General features: G+C 73.2%; 20 protein-coding genes. 8 read left to right on the forward strand and 12 right to left on the reverse strand.

Annotation, left to right across the window (positions count from 1 at the left end; translation table 11 throughout):
- Nucleotides 1–172 precede the first annotated feature (172 nt).
- Nucleotides 173–2,215 (reverse strand): HelD family protein, encoded by a 2,043-nt coding sequence (locus tag RPQ07_RS20585; protein ID WP_313945635.1) that lies wholly within the window; start codon nucleotides 2,213–2,215, stop codon nucleotides 173–175.
- A 318-nt stretch (nucleotides 2,216–2,533) separates the two neighbouring features.
- On the opposite strand from RPQ07_RS20585, the gene RPQ07_RS20590 reads away from it, so the two are divergent.
- On the forward strand, nucleotides 2,534–2,725 hold the full coding sequence (locus RPQ07_RS20590; protein WP_313945636.1) for a hypothetical protein: 192 nt from the start codon (nucleotides 2,534–2,536) through the stop codon (nucleotides 2,723–2,725).
- 126 nt (nucleotides 2,726–2,851) lie between these two features.
- Nucleotides 2,852–3,898, forward strand: a complete 1,047-nt coding sequence (locus RPQ07_RS20595) for a glycosyltransferase 87 family protein (RefSeq protein WP_313948959.1) — start codon at nucleotides 2,852–2,854, stop codon at nucleotides 3,896–3,898.
- Here the strand turns inward: RPQ07_RS20595 and RPQ07_RS20600 are convergent.
- Nucleotides 3,856–5,493, reverse strand: coding sequence for a DNA repair helicase XPB (locus tag RPQ07_RS20600; RefSeq protein ID WP_313945637.1), 1,638 nt, complete (start codon nucleotides 5,491–5,493; stop codon nucleotides 3,856–3,858). The genes RPQ07_RS20595 and RPQ07_RS20600 overlap by 43 nt on opposite strands.
- A 95-nt stretch (nucleotides 5,494–5,588) precedes the next feature.
- Between RPQ07_RS20600 and RPQ07_RS20605 the strand changes: the two genes are divergently transcribed.
- Nucleotides 5,589–6,284 (forward strand): VanZ family protein, encoded by a 696-nt coding sequence (locus RPQ07_RS20605; RefSeq protein WP_413777759.1) that lies wholly within the window; start codon nucleotides 5,589–5,591, stop codon nucleotides 6,282–6,284.
- Here the strand turns inward: RPQ07_RS20605 and RPQ07_RS20610 are convergent.
- Entirely contained in the window at nucleotides 6,247–8,802 is a 2,556-nt protein-coding gene (locus tag RPQ07_RS20610; RefSeq protein ID WP_313945638.1) for a helicase C-terminal domain-containing protein, read from the reverse strand. The two genes, RPQ07_RS20605 and RPQ07_RS20610, sit on opposite strands and share 38 nt — an antisense overlap.
- Before the next feature lie 95 nt (nucleotides 8,803–8,897).
- Here RPQ07_RS20610 and RPQ07_RS20615 point away from each other — a divergent pair, with 95 nt between their 5' ends.
- The gene (locus RPQ07_RS20615; RefSeq protein WP_313945639.1) at nucleotides 8,898–9,947 is read left to right on the forward strand and encodes a hypothetical protein; all 1,050 of its coding nucleotides are present in this window, start codon (nucleotides 8,898–8,900) and stop codon (nucleotides 9,945–9,947) included.
- Between the two features lie 22 nt (nucleotides 9,948–9,969).
- Here the strand turns inward: RPQ07_RS20615 and RPQ07_RS20620 are convergent, their stop codons facing one another.
- From RPQ07_RS20620 to RPQ07_RS20630, 3 genes are all read right to left on the reverse strand, one after another.
- Complete coding sequence (locus RPQ07_RS20620) at nucleotides 9,970–10,818, reverse strand: ABC transporter ATP-binding protein (protein WP_313945640.1); 849 nt, start codon at nucleotides 10,816–10,818, stop codon at nucleotides 9,970–9,972.
- Nucleotides 10,815–11,870, reverse strand: a complete 1,056-nt coding sequence (locus RPQ07_RS20625; RefSeq protein WP_313945641.1) for a FecCD family ABC transporter permease — start codon at nucleotides 11,868–11,870, stop codon at nucleotides 10,815–10,817. The genes RPQ07_RS20620 and RPQ07_RS20625 overlap by 4 nt, the downstream gene beginning before the upstream one ends.
- A gap of 127 nt (nucleotides 11,871–11,997) precedes the next feature.
- Entirely contained in the window at nucleotides 11,998–13,008 is a 1,011-nt protein-coding gene (locus RPQ07_RS20630; RefSeq protein WP_313945642.1) for an iron ABC transporter permease, read from the reverse strand.
- Nucleotides 13,009–13,095: 87 nt separating this feature from the next.
- On the opposite strand from RPQ07_RS20630, the gene RPQ07_RS20635 reads away from it, so the two are divergent.
- On the forward strand, nucleotides 13,096–13,767 hold the full coding sequence (locus RPQ07_RS20635; protein WP_313945643.1) for an HAD family hydrolase: 672 nt from the start codon (nucleotides 13,096–13,098) through the stop codon (nucleotides 13,765–13,767).
- Here RPQ07_RS20635 and RPQ07_RS20640 read toward each other — a convergent pair.
- Nucleotides 13,743–14,015, reverse strand: coding sequence for a hypothetical protein (locus tag RPQ07_RS20640; RefSeq protein WP_313945644.1), 273 nt, complete (start codon nucleotides 14,013–14,015; stop codon nucleotides 13,743–13,745). The two genes, RPQ07_RS20635 and RPQ07_RS20640, sit on opposite strands and share 25 nt — an antisense overlap.
- A gap of 179 nt (nucleotides 14,016–14,194) precedes the next feature.
- Between RPQ07_RS20640 and RPQ07_RS20645 the strand changes: the two genes are divergently transcribed.
- Nucleotides 14,195–14,578 (forward strand): cold-shock protein, encoded by a 384-nt coding sequence (locus RPQ07_RS20645; RefSeq protein ID WP_313945645.1) that lies wholly within the window; start codon nucleotides 14,195–14,197, stop codon nucleotides 14,576–14,578.
- 33 nt (nucleotides 14,579–14,611) lie between these two features.
- Here RPQ07_RS20645 and RPQ07_RS20650 read toward each other — a convergent pair whose 3' ends face one another.
- The 4 genes from RPQ07_RS20650 to RPQ07_RS20665 all read right to left on the reverse strand — a co-directional run bounded on the left by RPQ07_RS20650 (nucleotide 14,612) and on the right by RPQ07_RS20665 (nucleotide 18,849).
- Entirely contained in the window at nucleotides 14,612–15,457 is an 846-nt protein-coding gene (locus tag RPQ07_RS20650) for a 1,4-dihydroxy-6-naphthoate synthase (protein WP_313945646.1), read from the reverse strand.
- Nucleotides 15,454–16,260 (reverse strand): futalosine hydrolase, encoded by an 807-nt coding sequence (locus tag RPQ07_RS20655; protein ID WP_313945647.1) that lies wholly within the window; start codon nucleotides 16,258–16,260, stop codon nucleotides 15,454–15,456. Before RPQ07_RS20655 ends, RPQ07_RS20650 begins: the two co-directional genes overlap by 4 nt.
- A 16-nt stretch (nucleotides 16,261–16,276) precedes the next feature.
- Nucleotides 16,277–16,756, reverse strand: coding sequence for a DUF2771 domain-containing protein (locus RPQ07_RS20660; RefSeq protein ID WP_313945648.1), 480 nt, complete (start codon nucleotides 16,754–16,756; stop codon nucleotides 16,277–16,279).
- A gap of 743 nt (nucleotides 16,757–17,499) precedes the next feature.
- Nucleotides 17,500–18,849, reverse strand: a complete 1,350-nt coding sequence (locus tag RPQ07_RS20665; RefSeq protein ID WP_313945649.1) for an MFS transporter — start codon at nucleotides 18,847–18,849, stop codon at nucleotides 17,500–17,502.
- Nucleotides 18,850–19,151: 302 nt separating this feature from the next.
- Between RPQ07_RS20665 and RPQ07_RS20670 the strand changes: the two genes are divergently transcribed.
- The gene (locus RPQ07_RS20670) at nucleotides 19,152–20,084 is read left to right on the forward strand and encodes a DUF3027 domain-containing protein (protein WP_313945650.1); all 933 of its coding nucleotides are present in this window, start codon (nucleotides 19,152–19,154) and stop codon (nucleotides 20,082–20,084) included.
- 299 nt (nucleotides 20,085–20,383) lie between these two features.
- Nucleotides 20,384–23,533, forward strand: a complete 3,150-nt coding sequence (locus RPQ07_RS20675; RefSeq protein WP_313945651.1) for a sacsin N-terminal ATP-binding-like domain-containing protein — start codon at nucleotides 20,384–20,386, stop codon at nucleotides 23,531–23,533.
- 323 nt (nucleotides 23,534–23,856) lie between these two features.
- On the opposite strand, the gene RPQ07_RS20680 is transcribed toward RPQ07_RS20675, so the two are convergent.
- The gene (locus RPQ07_RS20680) at nucleotides 23,857–26,388 is read right to left on the reverse strand and encodes a hypothetical protein (RefSeq protein WP_313945652.1); all 2,532 of its coding nucleotides are present in this window, start codon (nucleotides 26,386–26,388) and stop codon (nucleotides 23,857–23,859) included.
- Nucleotides 26,389–26,488: the final 100 nt, after the last annotated feature.

Raw genomic sequence — 26,488 nt, forward strand, 5'->3', positions numbered from 1 at the left:
GGCACGGGAGGTGCCCCCATCCGTAGCCGTCCGGGCACGGGCGGTACCCCCATCCGTGGGGGGACCCCACTCACTGACCCGGCCTGATCCAATCGACAGACCCTGGTTGCGTTCCCGGCCCGCGTCCGACGGACAGACCCGCGCCGCCCCCACCGGGCGCGGGCCGTCCCTGCTAGGCGAGTTGGGCCGGCAGGGGCGACCTGTGCAGCACCGTGAGGCCCGAGACCGCGCGGGTCAGGGCCACGTACAGCCGGCGCAGGCCCGTGCGCTCGTCGGGTTCCGCGGAGACCACCGACGACGGGTCGTCCAGGACGACGTAGTCGTACTCCAGACCCTTCGCCAGCGACGCCGGGACCAGCGTGAGCCGGGACGTCAGGGTCGTCTCCGATCCCGGGGTGAGCCACGTCAGGCCCGCCGCGGCGAGTGCCTCGCTCAGCGCCGGGATGCGCCCGTCCGCCGCGATCAGGCCGATCGAGCCCTCGTGGCGCAGCGATTCCTCGCACGCCGCCACCACCGCCGCGTCCAGGTCCGTCACCTCACGGATCGTCAGCGAGCCGGGCGACTCCCGCACGGAGCTCACCTCCCGCAGTCCGGGCGACATGTGCGGGAGCAGCCGGGAGGCGTACGCGATGACCTCGCGCGGCACACGGAAGCCCGCCGTCAGTTCCTCCACCACCGCGTCCGGCTTGCCCAGGTGGGACAGAGCCTCCTGCCAACTCTCCGTCGCCCAGGGGGTGGTGCCCTGTGCCAGGTCGCCCAGCACAGTGGCGGAGCCCGTCGTGCAGCGCCGGCCCACCGCGCGGTACTGCATTGGGGAGAGGTCCTGCGCCTCGTCGAGGACCACATGACCCAGCGAGTGCGTCCGCGCCACCAGGTCCGTCGCCTCGTCGATCAGCACCGCGTCCGCCGGCGACCAGCGCGCCGTCCGCAGGCTCCGCGGCGGCTTCTGCCACAGGATTCTCTTCTGTTCGTCGAGGGTCAGCACACCCTCCGCGTGCACGGCCAGGAAGTCCGCGTCGGACAGCAGACGCAGCACCAGTTTCGCCGGGTCCACCGGCGGCCACATCGCCTTGACGGCCGCCTTCACCGCGGGATTGCGCGCCACCGCGTCCTGCACGCGGTCGTCCGGCGCCTCGCCCGCCTGCTCCATACGGACCAGCACCGTGTGCGCGATGCGCTGCGGCAGCGCCTCCCGTGCGGCGCCGTAGCGGATGTCCCGGTCCAGCAACTCGCGCACGATCTCCTCGAGTTCGTAGGCGGGCACCCGCCACCGCCGGGAGCCGCGGACGACCATCAGCGGCTCGGTGGGGAGCGTGACATGGGAGCGGACGGCCCGGCGCAGCACCTGGGCCATCCTCGCGTCGCCCTTGACGACGGCGGTCGCCGCCTCGTCGGTCCCGCGTACGTCCACATGCGCCACGAGGTCGTCGACGGTCGCCTGCTTCACCTCCAACTCACCGAGTGCCGGGAGCACTTGCTCGATGTAGTGGAGGAAGGACCGGTTCGGCCCGACGACCAGCGTGCCCGTCCTCGCCAGCCGCTCCCGGTGCGCGTACAGCAGATAGGCCACCCGGTGCAGACCGACGGCCGTCTTGCCCGTGCCGGGGCCGCCCTGCACACAGACCGTGCCGCCGAGGCCGGACCGTACGATCTCGTCCTGCTCCGGCTGGATGGTCGCGACGATGTCCCGCATCGGCCCCACACGCGGCCGTTCGATCTCCGCCTGGAGCAGCCTGCTGGTCCGTTCCGCCTCGGCCGGATCGCTCAGGTGCTCGTCCTCGTACGCCGTGAGGTCGCCGGCCGTGTAGCCGAAGCGCCGCCGCAGTGCGACGTCCAGCGGGTCCTTCTTCGAGGCCCGGTAGAACGGCTGCGACACGGGTGCCCGCCAGTCGACGACCATCGGATCGCCGTCCACGTCGTGCACATGGCGGCGGCCGATGTAGAAGCGCTGCCCCTCCTGTGTGGTGTGGAGGTAGTCGACGCGGCCGAAGAAGAGCGGGGTGTGGGAGAGGTCGGCGAGCGCCTTGATGCGCTCGTCGATCTGCGCCTCCAGCACCGCCGCGTTCACCCAGTTCGCGGTGACGTCCTTGATGTCGAGGGCCTGGACGTCCTCCCGCATGACACGCAGGGCGTCGCGCGAGGCGGAGAGGTGGGCACGTTCACGCGACAGGGGGTCGGTGTCGGCAGAGTCGGGTACAGGGGCGTGCGCGGGCACGGGTCGCCTCCGGCGGCTACGGCAGGGATCTGGGCAGGCAGACCACCCGGTTTCCGACCGGGCGGTGGCGCTCCTCAGCGGGAGGCGGGCAAGACGGAGGAGTTTAGATCAGCGCGGCGGACGCGGGCGACCGAATTTCGCGTGAGGGCGACGCGGGGCTGTGCGGGGCCGCGCGAGGGCGACGCCCGGCCGTGCGAGTACTACGCGAGAGCGTCCTCCCCGTAGGGGACGGCCTCTGTCTGGAGTCGTACACGCGCATCCGCAGGGTTCAGTCCATGGATCGATGTTCTGCGCGCCCGGGAATCCCATCATGGAGGTATGAGTACAGCGACCTTCACCCCAGCAGCCCATGTCCCTCCACCCCATCACGGAGCCACCGCGACCGGAGCCCCGCACTCCCCGCACCGCGTCGGCAACGCCCTGCGTGCCGTCAAGGTCTTCGCCGAGGCCGTCTTCAGCGTCGCCGTCCTCGGTGAGTACGCGGAGGAAGCGGGCGTCCGCCGCCGTTGATCCACTAGGGTCGCGGCCGTGAAGTACCGGAACGTGACCCCTCGTTTACTTACCGCAGTCACCTCGATCGCTCTCGCCGTCTCCCTCGCCGCGCTCGCCGGACTCTGCATCGCCCAGCGCATCCCGATGGCCGACACACTCGTGTACCGGGCGGAGGGAGCAGCCGTCGCCAACGGCACCGATCTCTACGGGTTCACCGTCACCCGGTGGCGTCTGCCCGCCACGTATCCGCCCTTCGCCGCAATCCTCTTCGTACCGACCACCTGGCTGCCCGTCCCCGCGCTCAAGGTGGTCTTCGCCGTCGGCAACGTTCTGCTGCTCGCCCTGCTGGTGCGGCTCTCCTGCCGCTTCGCGGGCCTGCCCGCCCGGACCCCGCTGGTCCTGGCCGCCGTGGCCGCCGGCCTGTGGCTCGAACCCGTCTTCCAGACCGTCCTGTTCGGACAGATCAATCTCGCCCTCGTCTGCCTGCTGCTCTGGGACCTGTCCCGCGACGAGGCGGCCATCGGAAAGGGCTTCGCCATCGGGGTGGCCGCGGGCATCAAGCTCACGCCGCTGGTGTTCGTCGTCCATCTGCTGATCACGGGCCGGGTCCGGGCGGGACTGACCGCACTCGGCTCGTTCGCCGGCACCGTGGCCCTGGGCGCGCTCGTCCTGCCGCAGGCCAGCGCGGACTTCTGGACCCGGCGCATCTTCGAGACGGACCGGGTCGGCAAGGCGTGGATCATCGACAACCAGTCCCTTCAGGGACTGTTCGCCCGGCTGCTGCACACCGGCGAACCAGGGGCCGTGTGGCTGTTCGCCGCCGCCCTCACCGCCGTCGCCGGGCTGTGGATCGCCGTCCGCGCGGACGGACCGTGGGGGGTCCTGGCCACCGCGACGACCGCCCTGCTCGTCTCCCCGATCAGCTGGTCGCACCACTGGGTGTGGTGCGTCCCGCTGCTGGCCCTGCTGATCGCGGAGAACCGGATGCGCACGGCCGCGGTGGTCGCCGCCGTCTTCATGGCGCGGACCTTGTGGCTGGTGCCGCACCACGGGGACCTCGACCTGCGGCTGCCCTGGTGGCAGCAGATACTGGCGTCCCCGTACCCGCTGCTGGGGTTCGCGGTGCTGGCGCTGGCGCGGGGGTGCCGTCAGCGCAGCAGCTCGTCCGCGTCCATGATCCGGTACGCGTAGCCCTGTTCGGCCAGGAAGCGCTGGCGGTGCGCCGCGAAGTCCTGGTCGATCGTGTCCCGCGCGACCACCGAGTAGAACCGTGCCTCGTGGCCGTCGGCCTTCGGGCGGAGCACCCGGCCGAGGCGCTGGGCCTCTTCCTGACGGGAGCCGAAGGTGCCCGACACCTGGATGGCGACCGTGGCCTCCGGCAGGTCGATCGAGAAGTTCGCGACCTTCGAGACGACCAGGACGGAGATCTCGCCCTGCCGGAACGCCTCGAAGAGCTTCTCCCGCTGGGCGTTGGACGTCTCGCCCTTGATCACGGGCGCGTCCAGGTGCTCGCCGAGCTCGTCGAGCTGGTCGATGTACTGGCCGATCACCAGCGTCTGCTCGCCGCGGTGCTTGGCGACCAGGGCCTCCGTCACCTTCCGCTTGGTCGCGGTGGTGGCGCAGAAGCGGTACTTCTCCTCGGTCTCGGCGGTGGCGTACGCGAGCCGCTCCGAGTCGGTCAGATTGACCCGGACCTCGACACAGTCCGCGGGCGCGATGTAACCCTGCGCCTCGATCTCCTTCCACGGGGCGTCGAAGCGCTTCGGGCCGATGAGCGAGAACACGTCCGACTCCCGGCCGTCCTCGCGGACGAGCGTCGCGGTCAGACCGAGCCGGCGGCGGGCCTGGAGGTCGGCGGTGAACTTGAAGACCGGCGCGGGCAGCAGGTGCACCTCGTCGTAGAGGATCAGGCCCCAGTCGCGGGAGTCGAAGAGCTCCAGGTGGGGGTAGATCCCCTTCCGCCGGGTCGTCAGCACCTGGTAGGTGGCGATGGTGACCGGGCGGATCTCCTTCCTCGTCCCGCTGTACTCGCCGATCTCCTCCTCGGTCAGGCTCGTCCGCTTCACCAGCTCGTGCTTCCACTGGCGGGCGGAGACCGTGTTGGTCACCAGGATCAGCGTGGTCGCCTTGGCCTGCGCCATGGCGCCTGCGCCGACGAGGGTCTTGCCGGCGCCGCAGGGCAGCACGACGACACCCGAGCCGCCGTGCCAGAAGCCCTCGACGGCCTGCTTCTGGTACGGGCGCAGCGCCCAGCCCGTCTCGTCGAGGTCGATGCGGTGCGCCTCGCCGTCGACGTAGCCGGCGTGGTCCTCGGCCGGCCAGCCCAGCTTCAGCAGCGTCTGCTTGATCTGACCGCGCTCGGAGGGGTGCACGGCGACCGTGTCCGGGTCGAGCCGCTCGCCGACCAGCGGCTGGACCTTCTTCGAGCGGAGGATCTCCTCCAGGACCGGCCGGTCGCTGCTGGTGAGCACCAGGCCGTGGACGGGGTGCTTGGAGAGGGTGAGCCGGCCGTAGCGGGCCATCGTCTCGGCGACGTCGACGAGCAGCGCGTGCGGGACGGGGTAACGCGAGAACTCGACCAGAGCGTCGACGACCTGTTCGGCGTCGTGTCCCGCGGCCCGCGCGTTCCACAGACCGAGCGGGGTGACCCGGTAGGTGTGGATGTGCTCGGGCGCGCGCTCCAGCTCCGCGAAGGGCGCGATGGCGCGACGGCATGCGTCCGCCTGCTCGTGGTCCACTTCGAGGAGAAGAGTCTTGTCGCTCTGGACGATGAGGGGTCCGTTCACACCTGCGCCCTTTCGGTAAGCCAAACCTCCAGTGTGCCGTACCGGACGACAGAACTGGCGGGCCTGATCCCGGCGGGCGGGGGCATCAGGGAGCCATGACCGTACATCGGGAAGGCGCCACGGCCGGAAGCGTCGTGGCAGAAGTCTCATGGGGCAGGACCGCCCTCCGCGTTCTGATCATGGTCCTGGGGTTCGTCGCACTGGTCGGCTTCTCCGCGGTGCTGGCCAAACTGACGCTCACCCCGTCACCGGCCTCGTCGGAGATCGCCGGATCCAATCTGCGGCCCGGGAACTCACTGCGGCAGTACGCCGAGGACTACACGTTCCTCGCGGCCTGCAAGCAGGTCGGCGGCAATCTGGTGCTCGGCGCCCCGTTCGGGCTGATCCTGCCCGTGCTGGTTCCGCGCAAGATGCGGATGGTGCGGGTCGTGGTGCTGACCGCGCTCGTGATGGTGCTCGTGGAGATGGCGCAGGGCGCGATCGTCGAGGGCCGCGCCTTCGACGTCGACGACGTCATCCTCAACACCAGCGGCGCGCTGATCGCCTACCTCCTGGTGGGGCGGAAGATCGGACGCCGTTTCCATGCGCTCGCGCGGCCGGGACAGCGGGACCAGGAGCGCGCGGAGCAGGCGGAGGAGCGCCGGCTGGAACGCAACCGGGAGCGCGAGCGCAAGCGCAAGGCCGCCCGGGCCAAGGCCCGTACCCGGCCCGGCGCCGAGTGGCGGGCCGTGCGGACGCGGGTCGCCGACCGGGTCAGGCGGAGTCGTCGGCGAGCTCCGCAACGCCCGTGATGCGGTGCAGCGGATAGGTGCGGACCTCGTCGGCGGTGTGGTCGTACGCCGTCACGAAGCCGCCCTCGACGCGCACCGGCGCGATCACGCGCTGGCTCGCCGAACCCTCCGCGTTGACATAGCCGATCCAGATCGCCGAGCCCGTCATCGCCGCGGCCTGCACCGTGGCGAGGGTCTCGGCCGAGGAGGACCGCGGCAGGCTGCCGTTGGGTGAGGGCTCGGGAGCGGGCTTGCGTTCGACGGTGGCCGCGAGGTCCCCGGCCCGGATCGCCTTCACGGCGGCGCCGAGCAGCGTGGGGTCGGGCACCGGCGGTCCGTCCGGGACCGGCGCGGGAGGTGTGCGCGGCGGTGTACGGCGGGCGTGTGCCCGGGTGATCAGGACATCGCCCTCGGCCGACTCGGCGGCGGGGGCGTACCCCATGGACCGCAGACCGTCGAGCAGGGCCCCCGGGTCGGCCTGGGCCGCGAGCACGGTCGGCGCGAGGCGCCGCAGCCGCAGGCCCTGGGAGCGCTTGTCGGCGAGGATCTCGTCCAGCATGGCGTCGTCGTCGCAGCGGACGTACGCCGAGGCGGCGCCGATCCGCAGATGGCCGTGGCGGCGGGCCACGTCGTCGATCAGGTACGACAGCGGCTGCGGAACCGGCGTGCGCGAGTGGGTCGCGAGAAACGTGTGCAGGTCGGACGCGGACCGTCCGGCGTCGAGCGCACGGCGCACCGAGCCGGGCGTGAAGCGGTAGACCGTCGCACCGCCCTTGGACTCCACATCGGCGAGGACGGCCAGCGTCTCCGCGAGCGGCCGCTCCAGCGGTCCCGGGGCGACGGCGGTGAGGTCGGCCTGGAGGAGCACATGGTCCAGCGGCTCGGGCAGCAGCGGCGCGAGCGCGGCGGCGGCGAGAGCGACCGGATCGGGGCCGGCGCCGGTGGTGCGTGAGGCGTCGGGGCCGGGGGTGCGGGCAGCGTCAGGGCCCGTGCCCGAAGGCCCCGAAGGGCCGAGCAGCGCGCGGCCGTGCGCCGACAGGGCGCCACGGCCCGTCACGCCCAGGGTCTCCGCCTCCGTCAGCGTCCATGCCGCGACCCGCGAGCGCAGATCCACGGAACCGTCCGCGGCGCTGCGGGCGGCGTTGGCGTCCGCGCCGGTCCCGCCCCGCAGCGGGCGCTCCCAGCGCAGCCTGGCGAGCACCGTCTCCGGGTCGGGCGCCGTGCCCGCCGGCAGCACGGCCAGCAGATCGAGGACCCGGCGGCGCACCTCCGCGGCCGCCGAACGGTCCAGATCGGGACCGAGCGCCGAGAGCGAGCGGCCCTTGGCGTCCTGGCCGCCGATCAGGCCGGACGTACGGGTCGCGGTGAGCCAGGCGGATGCCAGCAGCGCCCAGCGCTCGGCCGGGGGCAGGGTGAGCCACTCGTCGTACGCGGGCGTCGGCGCGTACCGCTCGTCGGCCTCGCCGTCCGCCGCCAACAGGCCGGCCGCATAGGCGAGTTCGATCCAGAAGGCGGCCATCTGCTCGCCGGTGTCCAGCGCGGCAGCGGCCCGCTTGAGATCGCGTACGGACAGACCGCCGGACCGCATGACGGCAGGTCCGCCCTCGTGCCAGTCCTGGAGCAGGTCCTCGACCGTCGACAGCGCGGTGAAGGCCTGGCCGGCCGCGGTGCTGTCCACAACCTGTGGACGGCCCTGCGTGAGGGACGCGCTCGCCGCGGGCCCCACCGCGGGCGGCACCGGCTCCGGCACCCGGTGCGCCCGGCCGCCCCGCAGATGCAGGGCCACTTCACGCGGCAGCACCACGGTGCGCGGCGAGGCGGGCAGCAGCATCCCGTGGTCGCGCAGCCACTGGACGGGCGGCGCCGGATTCGCCGTCACCTCGCCGTACGGAGGACCCCACACCAGCCGGTCCAGGACCGTCAGCGCCTCCGTCGGCGCGGTGTCCAGCAGCGCGCCCATCCGTCTGCGGTCGGTGAACAGCGAGGTCAGCGAGGCGACCGCGGACACCGGATCGTGCGTCGTCGACAGCCCGGCGGCCGCCAGGATGTCCTGGAGCCGGCCCGGCGACATCCCCGACGTGGACTCGGCGACGGTCGGGCCGAGCCCGGTCGGCGACGGCCGGGTGGGGGAGGGGGCCAGCAGCTCACGCGCGGTGCGCACCAGCCGCAGCCGGTCGTCACCGCCCCACACCAGCGCCTGCCCGCGCAGCACACCCAGCGCACGCGGCAGGGCCGCCTCGACGTCCGGGTCGCCCTCGTCACCGGACAGCAGGGCCAGCAGGGTCTTGTACGGGGCCGGGTCGGGGGCCACCGCCAGCGCCTCGGCGGTCTGCAACGCGAACCGGTCCAGACGCTCCAGTGCCCGCACGACCGAGGCGCGGGTGCCGGCACGGGTGGCCAGCTGCGTCACATCGTTGGGTACGGGGTTCAGCAGATCGGGGCGGGCGCGCAGCAGCGCCGCCAGCTCCTCGTCGTCGCGGGTACGCAGGGCCTCGGCCAGCGTGCGCGGACTGCTGCTTCCTTCGGGCATGGTCCCCATCCGCCCCACGGTAGACCCTGGAGCGCTACGGTCGGGGACAGGGCGGGCCCGGGAAGACAGGGCGGCCCGGCAGGGGAACGTCAGGGGAAACGGCCGTGGGGATCGAGAGCGACCAGCTCGTCTACGACTATCTGAGCCGGGTCGGCGACCTGGCGCAGCAGCAACAGCTGCCGTCCGGCACCCGGATGAAGCTGGTGTCGGCACTGCGCGGCGAGATCGACCGGCAGCGCGCGAAAGCCGTGTCCGACAGCCCGGCGGCCGTGCGCCGCATCCTCGGACGGCTCGGCACACCGGACGAAGTGGTCGCCTCCGCCTCGGACGGTGACGGCCCGGCACAGGCCCCGGCCCCCCGGCACACACCCTCGCGTGCGGCCCCGCCGGAACCTCTGCCCACCGCCGATCTGCCGGCCCAGCGCGTACGCCGCCGGGTCCCTGGGCCGCGCACCGGAACGGCCCGCGAACGGCCCGGGAATCCGCAGCCGCCGGTGGGCGCGTCGCCGCCCCATCTCGCCGGTATGGACGAGCTCGGGCCGTCCGACGGGGTGGACTGGTGGCGGGTCGAGCCCAAGCCGTTCGGTGCGGGCGAGAGCGTGGCCGGCTTCACCGGCGGGGTGGAGATCCCCGAGATACTCAAACCCCCGCCCACCGAGGAGGAGTTGGCGGCGAGGGCCGCCAGGGCCGCCGAGGAGGAGGCCGAGGCGGCGGGGTACGAGAGCGAGGAAGCGGCCGGCGAGGCGACGGAGACGGTCGTCGCGCGCCGCCGCTGGCGGCCCCGGCTGCGACGCCGCGCGGAGGAGGCCGTGCCCCGGGCGGGTTTCGGCAACCCGTTCCTGCTGCTCGCGGCCGCGCTGCTGGTCGCGGGCGCACTCCTCGGCAACTGGCTCGCGCTGGGCCTCGGCTGGCTCCTCGCGTACGGCTCGCGCCGGCTGACGCCCGCGGAGGTGAAGACGGCGGTCTTCGGCCTGCCGGGAGCCGCCGTGACCGGCGGACTGGTCTGGCTCTGGGGCCGGTTCGAGGGCCGCTGGGGCGAGCCGGTCCCGGAGAACGGCATGCGCGACGCGCTGGCCGGGACCTGGCCCTGGGTGCTGAAGGGCGCGGCGCTCGCCTCCGCGCTCTATCTGGTGTGGCGGGCGCGGAAGCGGTGAGCCGTGCGGGGGCCGGCGGTGGTCAGGACGTGCGGCCGACCGGACCGGTGCTCTCGGACTGCGCCGGGACGCGGTCCCCGGTCCCGGCCGACCACGGACTACCCGGTACCACCAGCGGCGAACCCGTCACCGGGTCCGGGACCACCACCGACTCCAGGCCGAAGACCTCGCGTACCAGCGCGGCCGTGACGACCTGCGAGGGATGCCCCTCCGCGACGATCCGGCCCGCCTTCATCGCGACCAGGTGATCGGCGTACCGGGCCGCCTGGTTGAGATCGTGGAGCACGGCGACGACCGTGCGGCCGCGCTCGTGGTTGAGCCGGCGCATCAGGTCGAGGACCTCCACCTGGTGAGCGATGTCGAGGAACGTCGTCGGCTCGTCGAGCAGCAGCAGGTCCGTCTCCTGGGCCAGCGCCATCGCGATCCACACCCGCTGGCGCTGGCCGCCGGAGAGCTCGTCAACGCAACGCTCCGCCAGAGCGGTCACATCGGTGCGCGCCATCGCGTCCGTGACCGCCCGCTCGTCCTCCTGCGACCACTGCTTCCACCAGGCCTGGTGGGGCTGACGGCCGCGTGAGACGAGATCGGCGACGGTGATGGCCTCGGGGGCGACGGGAGACTGCGGCAGCAGTCCGATCGACTGCGCGATCCGCTTCGTCGGGATCTTCGCGAGCTCGTCGCCGTCGAGCAGGACGGCCCCGCCTTTCGGCCTGAGCAGCCGGCCGAGCGCGCGCAGTGTCGTGGACTTGCCACAGGCGTTCGGGCCGACGATCACCGTCACCTTCCCGTCGGGGACGGCCAGGTCGAGATCGTGGACGACCGTGCGGTCCTCGTAGGCGAGCGTCAGCCCGCGCGCGGTGAGCCTGCTCACGACGTTCCTCCAGCGGTACGGCTCCGGACGATGAGCCAGATCAGGTACGGGGCGCCGACGGCGGCCGTCAGCACGCCCACCGGCAGTTCGGTGGGCGCGAGAAGTTTCCGGGCGAGGAGATCGGCGAGCACGACGATCACCGCGCCCATCAGGGCGGAAGACAGCAGCGGGATCTGCGCGGTCCGCGTCATCCGGCGGGCGATCTGCGGCGCGAGCAGGGCCACGAAGTCGACCGGTCCGGCGGCGCCGGTCGCCACGGACGCGAGCACCACACCGACGAGGACGAGCCCGAGGCGTACGCGGCCCAGCCGGACGCCGAGCGTGGTCGCGGTGTCGTCGTCCAGGGAGACGGTCCGCTGGGCGCGGGCCGCCCACAGGATCGCCGGGACCAGCGCGAGAAGCAGCCGGCCGAGGGGCGCCGCCTCCTCCCAGCCCCGGCCGTTGAGCGAACCGGTCATCCAGATCTGGGCCTGCTGGGCGACGAGCACGTCGCCCTTCGTCAGAAAGAGCGTGGTGACCGAGCGCAGCGCGATCGCGAAGCCGATGCCGATGAGGACGAAGCGGGTGGCGTGCAGACCGCCCCGCCAGGCGAAGACATAGACGAGCGCGGCGGCCGCCATACCGCCGGCGACCGAGAGGTAGGGCAGGACGGTGTACGAGGTGAGCCCGAAGGTCATCGCCCCGACCGTGAGCGCGCTCGCGCCCTGGCTGATCCCGATGATGTCGGGGCTGGCGAGCGGGTTGCGGGCGACGGTCTGGATGAGCGCGCCCGCGATGCCGAAGGCGGCGCCGACGAGCAGCCCGACGGTCATCCGGGGCAGCCGCAGCGTGCCGACGACCAGCTCGTCCGCGGAGGGGCGGCCGAGGAGCACCCGGACGACCTCACCGGGCGCGACGAAGCTCTGGCCCACGCAGAGGTAGGCGACGCAGACGACGGCGAGCGCCCCGGCGAGAGCGGTGGCGGTGACGGCGGCGCGCCGGTGCAGGAGGTACGAGCCACGCCCGGCTCGCACCAGGGCGTACCCCGGGGGGCGGACGGTGGTGCTGCTCATGTCGTGGCCCCTGCGCGGTGGGTGGTACGGGAACAGGTGTGGCGGGTAAGGGTGCTGCGGCTGAGGGTGTCGCGGTCACGGGTGCGGTGGCCGGACCGGTCGGCGCCGCCCCGGTGGAGGGTCGCGCTCACGCCGGGACCGCCTTGCGGCGGACCAGGGCGACCAGGAACGGAACGCCGATCAGGGCCGTCATCACACCCGCCGGGATCTCCCCGGGTGGGAACACGATCCGGCCGATCACGTCCGACACCAGCAGCATCACCGGGCCGATCAGCGCGGCCATCGGCAGCACCCAGCGGTGGTCGCCGCCCACGATCGCGCGGGCGATGTGCGGCACCGCGAGGCCTACGAACGCGATCGGGCCGGCCGCCGCGACCGCCACGCCGGTGAGCACCGTCGCGCCCACCCCGCCCACGATCCGCACGGTCGCCACGTTCTGGCCGAGCCCCTTCGCCACGTCCTCGCCGAGCGCCAGCGCGTCGAGACCCCGCGCCACCGAGACGACCAGCACCGTGCCCACCAGCAGGAACGGCCAGACCTGGCCGACGACTTCCGCGTCCCGGCCGGCCACGGACCCCACCTGCCAGAACCGGAACTCCTCCAGCGTCGCCGCCTTCGTCGTGAGCACGGCCATCGTCACCGACACCAGCAGCGCGTTGATGGCCGCGCCCCCGAGCGCCAGCTTCACGGGGGTCGCGCCGCCCCTGCCGCTCGCGGCGATCGCGTACACCGCGACGGACGCGACTGCCGCGCCGGCGAAGGCGAACCAGACGTACCCGGTCAGCGTGTGGATCCCCGCGAAGGCGATGGCGAGGACCACGCTCACCGATGCGCCCTGGCTGATGCCGAGGATGCCGGGGTCGGCGATCGGGTTGCGGGTGATGCCCTGGAGGACCGTGCCGGCCAGGGCGAGCGCCGCGCCGACCATCAGGCCGATGAGGGTGCGCGGGACGCGCAGTTCGCGGACGACCTCGGCGGCGTCGCTGTGCCCGCCGTGCAGCAGGGCGTCGAGTACGGCCGTCGGCGCGATCGCCCGCGCGCCCACCGCGAGGCTGAGCAGGATCGCGAACAGCAGGGCCGCGACGGCGGCGGCCGTCCAGCCGATGCGGCGGACCGCGAGCGCGCGTCTGGCTGACATGGGGACCAATCGAACGGGACAAGGGGTTGGTAAGGCTTGCCTGAGTCTACGGAAGGGTCCGCGCGGCCCGATGGGCACAATGGTCTTATGGCATCGCACCCCTCACCCGGCCCGTCGCCCGCGTCCCCGGCCCGTCCCGGAGGCCCCCTCACCGTGGGGTTCGACCTCGATATGACGCTGATCGACTCCCGCCCGGGCATCCACGCCGCCTACCGTGCGCTCGCGGCGGAGACGGGCGTGTGGATCGACGCGGACCTGGCCGTCACCCGGCTCGGCCCGCCGCTGGAGCAGGAGTTGGCGCACTGGTTCCCCGACCGGCAGATCCAGGCCATGGGCGACCGGTACCGCGAGCTCTACCCCACGTACGCGATCGGGCCGACCCTCGCCATGCCCGGAGCCCGCGAGGCGGTGACCGCGGTCCAGGAGCTCGGCGGCCGCGCGATCGTCGTCACCGCCAAGCACGAGCCGAACGCCAAGCTCCACCTCGCGCACCTGGGCATCGAGCCGGACGCGGTGATCGGCTGGCTGTGGGCGGAGGCCAAGGGGGAGGCGCTGCGGGAGCACGGCGCGCGGGTGTACGTCGGCGACCACACGGGCGACGTGCGCGGCGCGCGCACCGCGCGGGCGCTGTCCGTCGCGGTGCCGACGGGCCCGTGCACCGCCGATGAACTGCGGGAAGCCGGCGCGGACGTGGTGCTCGACGACCTCATGACGTTCCCGGCCTGGCTGCGCGACTACGCGGCGGGACGGGCCGCCTGAGGTGTATGCGCCGCCTGTGCCGACCTGGCCGCGCGGCGCTGCACCGCGATGGAGCGCAGCACACCGGCGGCGGCGATCAGGAAGCCGACGCCCATCAGCATGCAGACCGCGTACGCGAGGGACGGGAACGGCTCGGTGCCGAGGAACAACGGTGCCACCGTGACCAGTGTGGCGACCGCGCCGACGATGAAGACGATGGCACCGGCACGGACCAGCCCGTCACCGGGGGCGGGAGGAGTAGCAGTCATCCGGCCAGGGTAGTTCCCTGCGCGTAGGAACCGATCGGCGACGTCTTGTCACCGGCCCCTGGACCATTAGCCTTGGGGGTGGCGGGTCAGGCGACCCGCTGTAGTGCTATCCAGAGCCGTTTTTCGGCGCCCATCTTCCGGTGCCCCAGCGCCCCAAGAGTACGAGGACGAGGACAGACGTGCCTACCGGCAAGGTCAAGTGGTTCAACAGCGAGAAGGGCTTCGGCTTTCTCTCCCGCGACGACGGCGGCGACGTCTTCGTGCACTCGTCGGTTCTGCCCGCCGGGGTGGAGGCGCTCAAGCCCGGTCAGCGTGTCGAGTTCGGCGTGGTCGCGGGTCAGCGCGGCGACCAGGCTCTGTCGGTGACGATTCTCGACCCCACCCCGTCCGTGGCGGCGGCACAGCGCCGCAAGCCCGATGAGCTGGCCTCCATCGTCCAGGACCTGACGACGCTGCTGGAGAACATCACACCGATGCTGGAGCGCGGCCGCTACCCCGACAAGGTGCACGGCAAGAAGATCGCCGGCCTGCTGCGCGCCGTGGCGGACCAGCTGGACGTCTGAGGGCTGTCCTTCGGACCGGGCCGCCGGGCCCCGTCAGTTGTCGACGAAACCCAGCGCATCGCGGCCGAGGGGCGGTACCAGCCCCTCGGCCGCCGCGCGTGTCAGCAGCCCCCGCACCGCGGCGTAGCCGTCCTCGCCGAGGTCGGCGGTGAACTCGTTGACGTAGAGCCCGATGTGCTGATCGGCAACCGCCGGATCCATCTCCTGGGCGTGCTCCAGTACGTAGGTGCGGGAGGCCGCGGGATCGTCCCAGGCCATGCGGACCGACGTACGGATCGACTCGGCCAGCTGCCGCAGAGTCCCGGCGCCCAGCGACCGCTTGGCGATGATCGCGCCCAGCGGGATGGGCAGCCCGGTGGTGGACTCCCAGTGCTCGCCCATGTCGGCGAGGCAGTGCAGCCCGTAGTTCTGGTAGGTGAAGCGCGCCTCGTGGATGACCAGTCCGGCGTCCACCTTGCCGTCGCGCACGGCGGGCATGATCTCGTGGAACGGCATCACGACGACCTCGCCGACGCCTCCCGGCACGAGGTCCGCCGTCCACAGCCGGAACAGCAGATATGCGGTGGAGCGCTCGCTCGGCACCGCGACCGTCTTCCCCCGCAGGTCCACACCCGGCTCACGGGTCAGCACCAGCGGACCGCAGCCGCGGCCGAGCGCCCCGCCGCAGGGGAGCAGGGTGTACTCGTCGAGCACCCACGGCAGTACGGCGTAGGAGACCTTGAGGATGTCGGACTCGCCGCGCTCCGCCATGCCGTTGGTGATGTCGATGTCCGCGAAGGTGACATCGACACCGGGCGCGCCCGGCACCCGGCCGTGCGCCCACGCCTCGAAGACGAACGTGTCGTTCGGGCAGGGTGAGTACGCGATCTGCAGGGTCACGGCGACTCCTCGAACAGGGGTGTGAGCAGCTGGAAGGCGTGCCGCAGGGAGTCCAGTGCCTCTTTGATGCGCCAGGCGTCGCGGTCGCGCGGGCCGACGGGGTTGGAGACCGCACGGATCTCCAGGACGGGCAGAGCGTGGGCGGCGGCGGCCTCGGCGACCCCGAACCCCTCCATCGCCTCGGCTCCGGCGCGGGGGTGACGCGCGGTCAGCTCATCGGCCCGGCGCGCGGTGCCGGTCACCGTGGAGACGGTGAGCACGGGAGCGACGAGATGCGGCAGCCCGCCGGCCTCCAGCAGCTTCGCGGCGCGGCCCGGCAGCCCGGGGGGCGGGAGATGGGTGGTGCGGCCGAATCCGAGCTCGTCGACGGGGAGGTATCCGTCGGGCGTCTCGGCGCCCAGATCGGCGGCGATGATCTCGTCGGCGACGACGACCGTGCCGAGCGGGGCGCGGGGCGGGAATCCGCCGCCGATGCCGGCGGAGACGACCATGTCGTAGGGCGGGAGGGCGCCGCGGGCGTCAGATGGTGCCTGTGCGGGTCCCGCCGTCAGCGCCTGTGCCTGCTCGTGTGTCCGCGCGGTCAGGGCGGTCGCCGTCGCTGCCGCCGCCGCCGCGGGACCCACGCCGGCCGCGAGGACGTCCACGAGTACGGCCGGGGTCTGCGCGCCGGTCGCGGGGCGCGCGTACCGCGTCAGCGCGTAGCCGCCCGGCAGGGTCCGCGGACTCCCGTCCGCGAAACCCGCGAGGCCGGCGGCGACCGATCCGGCCTCCGCCGCCACCGCGGTCACGACAAGTACGCGCACAGCCTTGCTCCTGGGGTCAGGAGGTCTTCTCGAGGGTGAAGTGCCAGATCCCGACGAGCTTCTTGCCGTCCGTCTCCACGATGCTGACCTGGGCCTTGTTCGTGGTCTCGCCGGTCTGCGAGGCGAAGAACGCGTTGCCGGGGATGGTCCGGTACGTCTTCTTGTACGGCTCCTGCTCGGCCTGCTGGCCGCCGATGAACAGGGTCCAGCCGTTGTCGGCGATCTCGGGGTCGACGCCGAAGCGGACCTTGTCGTCCATCGCGACCTTGACGGTCTTGCCGTCCTTCTTGTTCAGGCAGCCCTGGATCAGGGACTCCTTGATGGCGTCACCGTCGTTGTAGCAGGCCGCCTCGGTGCTGACCGAGTTCGTCCCGACCGTGACGGTCGCGAGCGGTGTCGGCTTGTCGCAGGCGGAGAGGACGAGGAGCCCGGCGGAGACGGCACCGACGGCGGCAGCAGCACGGCGGCGCTTGCCGGAGAAGAACGCAGCGGTCATGGCCGAAAGGCTATCGGGCCGGGGGCGCGGGTCGGCGCGGGGGTGGCGTGTCGCCCGAATTGCCCGCGGTACGCGTTGACCGCGATCTCGCCGGTGTGAGGCGCGGGGGCACGTCCTTCGGTCGTGTCCTCAATCGCCGGACGGGCTGGATGTGCGGGCCCTGTGTCTTACGGGCTGGACGCGCCCCTCGAATGCCCGACGGGCCGAATGTCCGCTCATCCCGGGGTCCGGGAGTGCGGGTCCGGGATTCCAGCCTCGCCGGGGTTTGAGGCGCGGGGTTCGGGGCGGAGCCCCGCAGGCACCTGCGCCGCCTCTGTGGGGCACGTCCTTCGGCCGTGTCCTCAATCGCCGGACGGGCTGGATGTGCGGGCCCTGAGACGGACGGGCTGGACTCACGGGCCCTGTGCCATACGGGTCGGCCGCGTCTCGCAGGCACCCGCGCCGTCGCTGGGGCACGTCCTTCGGTCGTGTCCTCAATCGCCGGACGGGCTGGATGTGCGGGCCCTGTGTCTTACGGGCTGGACGCGCCCCTCGAATGCCCGACGGGCCGAGTGTCCCGAGGCCGGGAGTGCGGGTCCGGGATTTCAGCCTCGCCGGCGTTTGAGGCGCGGGGTTCGGGGCGGAGCCCCGCAGGCACCCGCGCTGTCTCTGTGGGGCACGTCCTTCGGCCGTGTCCTCAATCGCCGGACAGGCTGGAGGTGCGGGCGCCGGACAGGCGGAGGTCCGGGCCATGAGGCGGCGCCCTACGCCACCTTCGGCCGCGGGTGGCCGCCCCGGTGCGCCGCCGTCAGCAGGCCCCGTACCGACAGCGCCGCGCCCACCCCCACGATGCCCGCCGCCACCGACATGCCCAGCGTGCCGTTCAGCGGGAGCGCGATGCCGATCGCGCCGCCGACCACCCACGCCATCTGGAGCAGCGTCTCCGAGCGGGCGAACGCGGACGTACGGACCTGCTCGGGCACATCGCGCTGGATCAGTGCGTCCAGAGACAGTTTCGCCAGCGCCTGGCACAGACCGGCCGACGCGCCCAGCACCGCCACCATGCCCGCGCCGAAGAACACCGCCGTGGTGATCGCGGCCGCCAGCACCACCGCCAGCACCGTCGCGATGATCACCTCGGGGCCGCGTGACTTCAGCCAGGCCCCGACCGTCGTGCCGAGCGCGTTGCCGACACCCGCGGCGACACCGACGATCCCGAGCGAGACCGCCGCGCTCTGCCCGGCCAGCGGATGCTCGCGCAGCAGGAAGGCGAGGAAGAAGATCAGGAACCCGGACAGGGCACGGAACGCCGCGTTCGCCTGGAGACCGTGCAGCACCGAGGGGCCGACCGTGCGCAGGCTCGGCTTCTTCTCCCCGTGCGTGAGCATGTGCGCCTTGGCCTCACCCTTCGCCGAGTCCACCTTCGGCGGCATGGTGAAGGCCCAGTACGCGCCGAGCAGGAACAGCGCACACGCCCCGTACAGAGGCCACTCGGGCCCGATCTTCTGCAGCCCCACCCCGATCGGCGCAGCGATCCCGGTGGCCAGCAGCCCGGCAAGGGTGACCCGGGAGTTCGCCTTGACCAGCGAGAACCCCGGTGGCAGCAGACGTGGCACGACCGCGCTGCGCACCACTCCGTACGCCTTGGACGCGACCAGCACCCCGAGCGCCGCCGGATACAGCTCCAGGCCGCCCGTCGCCACCGCGCCGGACAGCGTCACCGCGAGCACCGCCCGGGTGAGCATGGCGCCCGCCATCGCCGCGCGCCGGCCGTGCGGGATGCGGTCCAGCAGCGGGCCGATGACCGGGGCGAGCAGGGCGAAGGGCGCCATGGTGATGGCCAGATACAGCGCCACCCGGCCGCGCGCCTCGTCCGTCGGCACGGAGAAGAAGACCGTCGTCGCCAGCGCGACGGTGATCATGACATCGCCCGCGCCGTTGACCGCGTGCAGCTCGATCAGTTTTCCGAGACCCGACTCGCCCGCGCCGTGCGCGTGTGTCGCTTTCCGGATGCCGCGGGCGGTGCCGGTGAACGGCAGGTGAAGGGCGCGTCCGACCGCCCGGCCCGCCCTCCCGACCGGCCCGGTTCGCTCCGACGACCTCACGGTTGCCACCACGTCATAGTGCCCCAAGCCCCGCCATGACGAACCGAGATGCGGCGTAGTTGGACCCTTGTTGGGGCGGGCAGGTGGGCGGCGGGCTGCGGAGGGGGTAGCGTGCGTAGCGCGCCACCGGCGGTTGTTCTCGGCCGCGCGCCTCTTCGGCATCCCGCAGAATGGATGAAGATAGGTGTGCCCGAGACAGGTTGGTCTGGGCGCGGACGTCGATGCGGCCCTCTGGTCCGCTCCGCCTGCGGCCCGTCCCTCACGAATCGGCCGGCGCACCCGTGAGACGGCGTAGGAGAGAAGCGAGACCTGTGAGTGCTGCGACGACGCGAAGCCGAACCCCCGACCGTCTGTGCGCCGAGGCGGTAGACCTTGCCCGGGAGGCGGCCGAGGAGGCCGCTGCCCCAGGAGTGGTCGGCGAGCATGTGTCCCTCGTGTCCGAGGGAGACCGCGTCGTCACGCACTTCTTCGAGAGCAAGGAACCCGGCTACCGCGGCTGGCGCTGGGCCGTCACGGTCGCCCGCGCCTCCCGCGCGAAGGTCGTGACGCTCGACGAGACCGTCCTGTTGCCGGGACCCGACGCGCTGCTGGCCCCCGAGTGGGTGCCCTGGAGCGAGCGGCTGCGGCCGGGCGACATGGGCCCGGGCGATCTGCTGCCCACCGAGGCGGAGGACCTGCGCCTCGAACCCGGCTGGACCGGCGAGGACGCGCCGCCGCCGAACTCGGCCGTCGCCGAGACGCTGCACGACCTGGCCGAACGCGTCGAGGACGAGGACGCCGAGCTCACCGACCGCAGGCCCGCGGGTACCGGGGGCAACGGCCGGGGTGCGATCACGTCGATCGCCGAGGAGCTGGGCCTGCGCCGGGCGCGGGTGCTGTCCCGGTACGGCCTGCGCGCCGCGGCCGCCCGCTGGGAGGAGTCCTTCGGACCGAACACCCCGATGGCGCAGGCGGCCCCCGCTCCCTGTGTCTCGTGCGGGTTCCTCGTGCGGGTCGGCGGCTCATTGGGGCAGGCCTTCGGCCTCTGCGCGAACGAGTTCTCGCCCGCCGACGGGCATGTCGTGTCCTTCGCGTACGGCTGCGGTGGCCACTCCGAGGCCGCCGTGATGCCGAAGACGCCGACGCCCGCACCGCACGTGCTCGACTCGATGGGGGCGGACGCGTTCCCGCTGCGGCCTTCCCGCGACGGGGGCTCGGTGTCCTCGGAGCCGGACGCGGACTCGGACGACCTCGGTCACTCGTAGGGTTCGCGGCGTCCCGCCCGGTTCGCCGCTCCCCGGCGGACGACCTCTGCCGCGCATAACGCCTGCCGTACGGATCGGGCCGGGTGGTGATCCACCCGGCTCTCCGTCGTGCCCGCCCTCGATCCGCCCCCGTTCGGGGACAAATCGGTGGACACAGGTCCTTCCGCCCTCTGGACGCCCCGCGCTCGGTACGCGGTACCTTCGGCCGCACAGGCATCACCGCCGGCACGAGTCCGGGCAGTACCGGCAGTACCGGCAGCACGGCACCGGCGGCATCAGCGGAAGAGCGGAGTCACAGCGTGAGCGTCAGGACGACCGAGTGGGCCGACCCGTTCGGGACGGCGCGGCTGCGGCGCGGCGTGCTCGACGCGTGGGGTGCGAGCCCCGCTCGCTTCCGGGAGGACGCGAACGCCGAGGAGGACCTCGTCCTCGGCGGCTACCGTGACCGCCTCGTCGTCGAGCTCGCCCAGAACGCCGCCGACGCCGCCGCCCGCGCCGGGACCGCCGGCCGCCTGCGGCTGACCCTGCACCCCGGCACCGGAGACGCACCACCGGTCCTCGCCGCCGCCAACACCGGCGCGGCCCTGGACGCCACCGGCGTCGAATCGCTGAGCACCCTGCGTGCCTCCGCCAAGCGCGACAGCGGCGAGAGCGCTGTCGGCCGGTTCGGCGTCGGCTTCGCGGCCGTGCTCGCCGTGAGCGACGAACCCGCGGTCATCGGCCGCCACGGCGGCGTCCGCTGGTCCCTCGCCGAGGCGCGCGGTCTGGCCGAGGAGGCCGCCCAGGCGAGCCCCGGCCTCGGCGACGAGCTGCGCCGCCGCGACGGGCACGTACCGCTGCTGCGGCTGCCGCTGCCCGCCGAGGGCACCGCCCCCGAGGGGTACGACACCGTCGTCGTGCTGCCGCTGCGCGACGGCGCCGCGGCCGACCTCGTGGAGCGGCTCCTCGCCGGGGTCGACGACGCGCTGCTCCTCACCCTCCCGGGCCTCACCGAGATCGTGATCGAAACCCCGGACGGCGTACGGGAGTTGCGGCGCACCGTCCAGGGCCCCTACGTCCACGTCCAGGACAGCGTCCACGGCGAGCGGCGCTGGCGTGTCGTCAGCCACGGCGGCGGCCTCGCACCGGCCCTGCTCGCGGACCGGCCCGTCGAGGAGCGCCTGCGGCCCCACTGGGCCGTCACCTGGGCCGTGCCCGTCGACGACGAGGGCGCGCCGGCCCAGCCGCGCACCGCACCCGTGGTGCACGCGCCCACCCCCACCGACGAACCCCTCGGTGTCCCCGCACTGCTGATCGCCACACTTCCGCTGGACACCACGCGCCGCCATCCCGCGCCCGGGCCGCTCACCGACTTCCTCGTGGAGCGCGCCGCGCAGGCCTACGCCGAGCTGCTCGGCGACTGGCAGCCCGTCACGGTCGGCACGATCGACCTGGTGCCGGGCCCGCTCGGCAAGGGCGAACTGGACGGCGCACTGCGGGCCGCGATCCTGCGGCTGCTGCCGCGTACGGCGTTCCTGGAGGCGGCGGCCCCGCGCGACGTCGCCGGGGAGTGGTCCGGACGGGACGACACCGGACTGCCCGTGGGCGAGTCCTCGGCCGGGCTGCGGCCGATCGAGGCGGAGGTCCTGGAGGGCGCCGGCGCGGAGACCGTGCAGGTGCTCGCCGAAGTCCTGCCGAGTCTGCTGCCGGCCGGGCTGGAGCGCCGGGTGGAGCTGCGGACGCTCGGCGTCGCCCGGGTCCCGCTGACCGAGGCGATCGACCGGCTCGCGGGGCTGGAGCGCGAACCGGACTGGTGGCGGCGGCTCTACGACAGCCTCGCCGGTGTCGACCCCGACCGGCTGACGGGCCTGCCCGTCCCGCTGGCGGACTCCCGGACCACGATCGGGCCGCGGCAGACGCTGCTTCCGCTCGCCGACACCCCGCAGGAGCTGGCCCGCCTCGGCCTGAAGGTCGTCCACCCCGACGCGGCGCACCCGCTGCTGGAGAAGCTGGGGGCGCTGCCCGCGACGCCGCGTGCGGTGCTCACGACGCCGCAGGTGCGGGCCGCGGTCGCCGGGTCGATGGACGCCGGCGAGATGTGGGACGAGGACGCGCTCGACGCCGACGAGGTCGTGCAGACCGTGCTCACGCTCGTACGGGACGCGGGTCTCGAACCCGGCGACGAGCCCTGGCTGGGCGCCCTCGCGCTGCCCGATGAGGACGGGGAGCTCGCCCCGGCGGGTGAACTGGTGCTGCCGGGCAGCCCGTTCGCGGCCGTGATGCGCGACGACGAGCTGGCGCTGTGCGATGCGGACCTGGCCGAACGGTGGGGCGAGCAGCCGCTCGCCGCCTGCGGGGTGCTGGCGAACTTCGCGCTGGTACGGGCCACGGACGTCGTCCTCGACCCCGACGAACTGGAGCCCCGCGACGGGGACTTCGCCGAACCCGACGACGCGGGCCTGCTGGACGCGGTCGACGTCTGGTGCGAGGACGTGCTCGACCGGCTGCCGGACACACCCGTTCCCCCGGTCGCCACGGAGATCGTCGCGGTGCGCGATCTGGACCTGGTGGACGACGACCGCTGGCCGCAGGCGCTGGCGCTGCTGGCGCAGCCGCCGCTGCGGGACGCGCTCACCCAGGCCGTACGGGTCCTGCTGCCGGACGGCACGACGGAGACCGTGCGGCCCTACACCGCGTGGTGGCTGCGGGACCACCCCGTCCTGGACGGCCGGCGGCCCGCCGGGCTGCGGGCCGCCGGCGGCGATCCGCTGCTCGAAGGGCTGTACGAGGCCGTCGACGCGACCGGCTTCGACGACGCGCAGGTCCTGCGGGCGCTGGGCGTACGGACGTCGGTGGCGTCCCTCCTCGACGAGCCCGGCGGCGCGGCCGAGCTGCTCGGCCGCCTCGCGGACCCCGGCCTGCCGGTGCGGCCGGCCCAACTGCACGCGCTCTACACGGCGCTGGCGGAGCTCGACCCGGAGCAGGTGACCCTGCCGGACGAGCTCCGCGCGGTGGTGGACGGAGAGGTCCGGGTGGTCGACGCGTCCGACGCGGTCGTGGCCGACGCCCCCGACCTCCTCCCGCTCACCGCCGGCATCCCGCTGCTGCCGGTGGCTCCGTCCCGGGCTACGGAGCTGGCGGAACTGTTCCAGGTCCGCCGGCTGAGCGAGACGGTGGCGGCGGAGGTCGCGACCGAGGGTGAGGAGTACGAGGTCCCGGAATCGGTGCACGTCCTGCTGGGCGCGGGCACCCCGGCCACGTACGTCGAGCACGACGAACTGATCGCGGGCGGCACCGAACTGGAGTGGCGCCGCACCCCGGACGGGGTGATCCACGCGTCCACGGTGGAGGGCGTGGCGGCGGGCCTCGCGTGGACGGCGGCCCAGTGGCCGCGCCGCTTCGAGGTGGCGGCCCTGCTGGAGGACCCGTCGCGTACGGACGAACTGGCGCGGAACCGCTGGTTCGACTGACACGCAGACCGGCGCGGAGACGCAGGAAGGGGGCGCCCGGTCAGGGCGCCCCCTTCTCGCGTGTGACGATCTCGTCCGTGTCCCTGGTGCCGCTCCCGGCAAGCTCTGCCCTGTCGCGCCTGCATTCCCCCGTAGCCCTTCGGGCACGGGAGGTACCCCCATCCGTAGCCCTTCGGGCACGGGAGGTGCAGCCACAAGCCCTGGCAGCTCCGCTACCAGGACTTCCGGCCGCCTTGCGACAGCACGCACCGGACGCTCCCCCCACGCCATGCGGGCGTGGGGGGACCCTCACTCCTCGACGGACGAACCTTGCCGATCCGGCACTAGCGGACGTCCACGAAGACGACCGGTGACGCGGCGGCCCCCACACCGGGCGTACGCGGCAGCAGCCACCGCCAGTTGGCGTCGTACGCGGCCTTCGGCGCGGCCTTGACCGTGCCCGTCGTGTCGGCGGTCACATGGGCGGCGATCGTGTAGGCCGAGGTGCCGGGACGGCGGAACTCCAGCTGGACCGCCTTGCCCGGCAGGGCGTTCCAGCGACCTGTCGACCAGTCCGCGATCCCGGCGATGCCGGAGACTGCGAACGCCTTGCCCTTGGTCACCGGGACCGTCGGCGCGGTGATCGTCACCCGGGTCTCGCGCAGGATCTGGGCTGTTGCGAGATCGCTCCGGTCGGTGAAGCTCCGGCCGTCGAGGGAGCGGGCCCAGACGGCCGCCTTCCACTCACCGGCGAGATCGTTCCGGCCGAGCTGGCCGCGGGCATTGAGCTGGAAGGGCGCCTCGCACGTGGACGTGGTGGCGTCCACCGGGGTGCACTCCGGGGTCCAGGTACGGATCACCGCGTCCGGCCGGCCCGGGTCGCTCCGGTGCAGGACGACGCCCGTGTCCGCCACGCCCGCCGGGTCGGTGACGGTGTACCGGACCGTGTACGGCTCCCTGTTGGGGTCGTCGTACATGACCGGCGCGATCACCCTGCCGTTGTTGACGACGACGTTCGTGACCTTGATGGAGCCCACGGTCTCGTCGGCCGCCGGCGCGGGGCCGACGAACGCCCGGATCACCGCTCTGCGGACGGTCGATCCCTCCGAGTCCTTGCCGCTCACGCGCAGCGAGACGTACCGCGCGTTCTGCGGGACGGAGAGTTCGGCCGTCGCCCGGCCGCCCGTGTCCGCGGCGGGCAGAGCGGTCCATGTCGCGCCGTCGTCGGCGGAGTACTCCAGGCCGGTGACGCTCGCGGTCGCCCCCTGCCTGCGGGAGGTGGCGAGCGCCTCCACGGTGACGGGGGAGGCGCCTGCCGCGTTGCGCGCGTCGAGTCCGTCGACACGGACGTCGACGTCCGCGAGCGGCAGGTCGGTGGCGGAGCCGGAGTAGCCGTCGGAGACGAAGGCCCATTCGGTCGTCTGCCGGGTGGAGAGCCGCGTGGGCCGCCCCGTGTGCCGCACCGTCTGGGTCAGTTCATAGGGCGCCTGCGCCCTCGGGACCGCGGCGGACCACACCTTGGGCGTCTCGAGGCCCTTCGTCTCGGCGAGCTTCGTACCGCGCGAGGTCAGCAGGAAGTCCTGGACGGAGTCGTAGTCGCTGCCCGCGTGGCCGAGCGAGTCGGTGAACGCCCACGGCTCGTACACCTCGAGCTTGGTGCCCCGCTGGACGGCGCCGGACGGCGGGAAGGAGCGCAGCGCGAAGGGCGCGGCACCGAACGTCTCGGCCGGGCCTGCGCCCTGGGGGAGGGTGCGGGGCTCGGCGGTGACCGTGGGGCCGCCGTCGTAGGACAGCATGCGGCCGAAGGCCTGGCCGGGCGTGGCGTACTCCGTGACCGTGGAGGGGACCCGGACCGGGGTCGGGAGGTAGACGCCGGACGAGTCGCTGACGGAGGGGTACGACGAGAACCAGCCCGTGGTGTCGTCTCCCGCCGCACGCAGCGTGGTGACCGTCCGTGCCAGGTCGGCCGTGCGCACCTGGGCCCGCGGCGAGGCGGGCACCCCGCCCGGGAAGTTGCGGTAGAGGTCGTAGCGGTACGGGCTGGGCGTGTTGGCCGCCGACCCGTCCTTGACCAGCACCTCGTGGACGCGCAGCGAGGCACCGGGCAGTGAGAAGGGCGTCGCGTAGACCTTGTTGCCCCAACCGCCGAGGAAACCGACGACGTCCCCGTTCGGCATGCGGAGCGACACGGCCGCGGAGGCGCGGCGCGCGGACGGATCGTCCGCCGTGATGGCGGTCTCCTTGGCGAGAGCCGGGTCGAACGTCACCGTCAGGCCTCGGTCCTTCACCGTGAACGTCTTGGTGAGGAGGTGGTCGGGCTGCTGCCAGTTGCTGTACATCCCGACGGTGATGTAGTCGCCGGGCGGCAGCGAGACCTTGCCGGAGTTGCCGAACTGCTCCGCGGCGACCTCGTGGTAGACCCAGGTCTTGCGGTTCCACACCTGGATGATGGGCCCGAAGTGATCGGTGCCGGTGAGCTGGATCTTCACGGAGTACGCGGCGCGCGGAGCGGGAGCGGACCGCGTCGGCGATCCGATGCCGACCGTGGTGGACCTGGCCGGTTGCCGCAGCCCGACGGGCCGCACCTGAAGCTTTCCGTCCAGGACGCTGTAGGCGTACCGGCCCGGCTGTCCGCCCTGGCTCTTCGGCACGACGCGGAAGCCGGGTGCCGACTGCCCACGGCGCGGGACGACTTCCAGCCGCTCACCGGTGGCGAGCGTCGCCCCGGCGGACGGGACGGGCGCCTGCCCCGGGGGGGCGGACGGCCCCCCGGCGGCCTGCCCCCATCCGGGCGCGAGGACGACGGCGCTCGCGGCGAGCGTCCCGATCAGTGCGCCGTACGCGGTTCTTCGACGTCTTCCGGCATGCCGCAGCATCAATGCGGTTCTCCCCACCCCTTGTCGCCCAGGCGTCTCCCACGCCTCAGGCGTCACAGCGAGCGCTGTGGTGGGCACAGCGTAATGCTGTTGGTTGAAC

Source organism: Streptomyces sp. AM8-1-1 (assembly GCF_032229325.1).
Lineage (GTDB): Bacteria > Actinomycetota > Actinomycetes > Streptomycetales > Streptomycetaceae > Streptomyces > Streptomyces achmelvichensis.

Bases quoted from the DNA above. Each gene is read 5' to 3' on its own strand.
- RPQ07_RS20590 (WP_313945636.1), top strand. From the start codon at position 2,534: ATGAGTACAGCGACCTTCACCCCAGCAGCCCATGTCCCTCCACCCCAT.
- RPQ07_RS20595 (WP_313948959.1), top strand. From the start codon at position 2,852: ATGGCCGACACACTCGTGTACCGGGCGGAGGGAGCAGCCGTCGCCAAC.
- RPQ07_RS20605 (WP_413777759.1), top strand. From the start codon at position 5,589: ATGACCGTACATCGGGAAGGCGCCACGGCCGGAAGCGTCGTGGCAGAA.
- RPQ07_RS20610 (WP_313945638.1), bottom strand. From the start codon at position 8,802: ATGGGGACCATGCCCGAAGGAAGCAGCAGTCCGCGCACGCTGGCCGAG.
- RPQ07_RS20625 (WP_313945641.1), bottom strand. From the start codon at position 11,870: ATGAGCAGCACCACCGTCCGCCCCCCGGGGTACGCCCTGGTGCGAGCC.
- RPQ07_RS20630 (WP_313945642.1), bottom strand. From the start codon at position 13,008: ATGTCAGCCAGACGCGCGCTCGCGGTCCGCCGCATCGGCTGGACGGCC.
- RPQ07_RS20635 (WP_313945643.1), top strand. From the start codon at position 13,096: ATGGCATCGCACCCCTCACCCGGCCCGTCGCCCGCGTCCCCGGCCCGT.
- RPQ07_RS20640 (WP_313945644.1), bottom strand. From the start codon at position 14,015: ATGACTGCTACTCCTCCCGCCCCCGGTGACGGGCTGGTCCGTGCCGGT.
- RPQ07_RS20660 (WP_313945648.1), bottom strand. From the start codon at position 16,756: ATGACCGCTGCGTTCTTCTCCGGCAAGCGCCGCCGTGCTGCTGCCGCC.
- RPQ07_RS20680 (WP_313945652.1), bottom strand. From the start codon at position 26,388: ATGCTGCGGCATGCCGGAAGACGTCGAAGAACCGCGTACGGCGCACTG.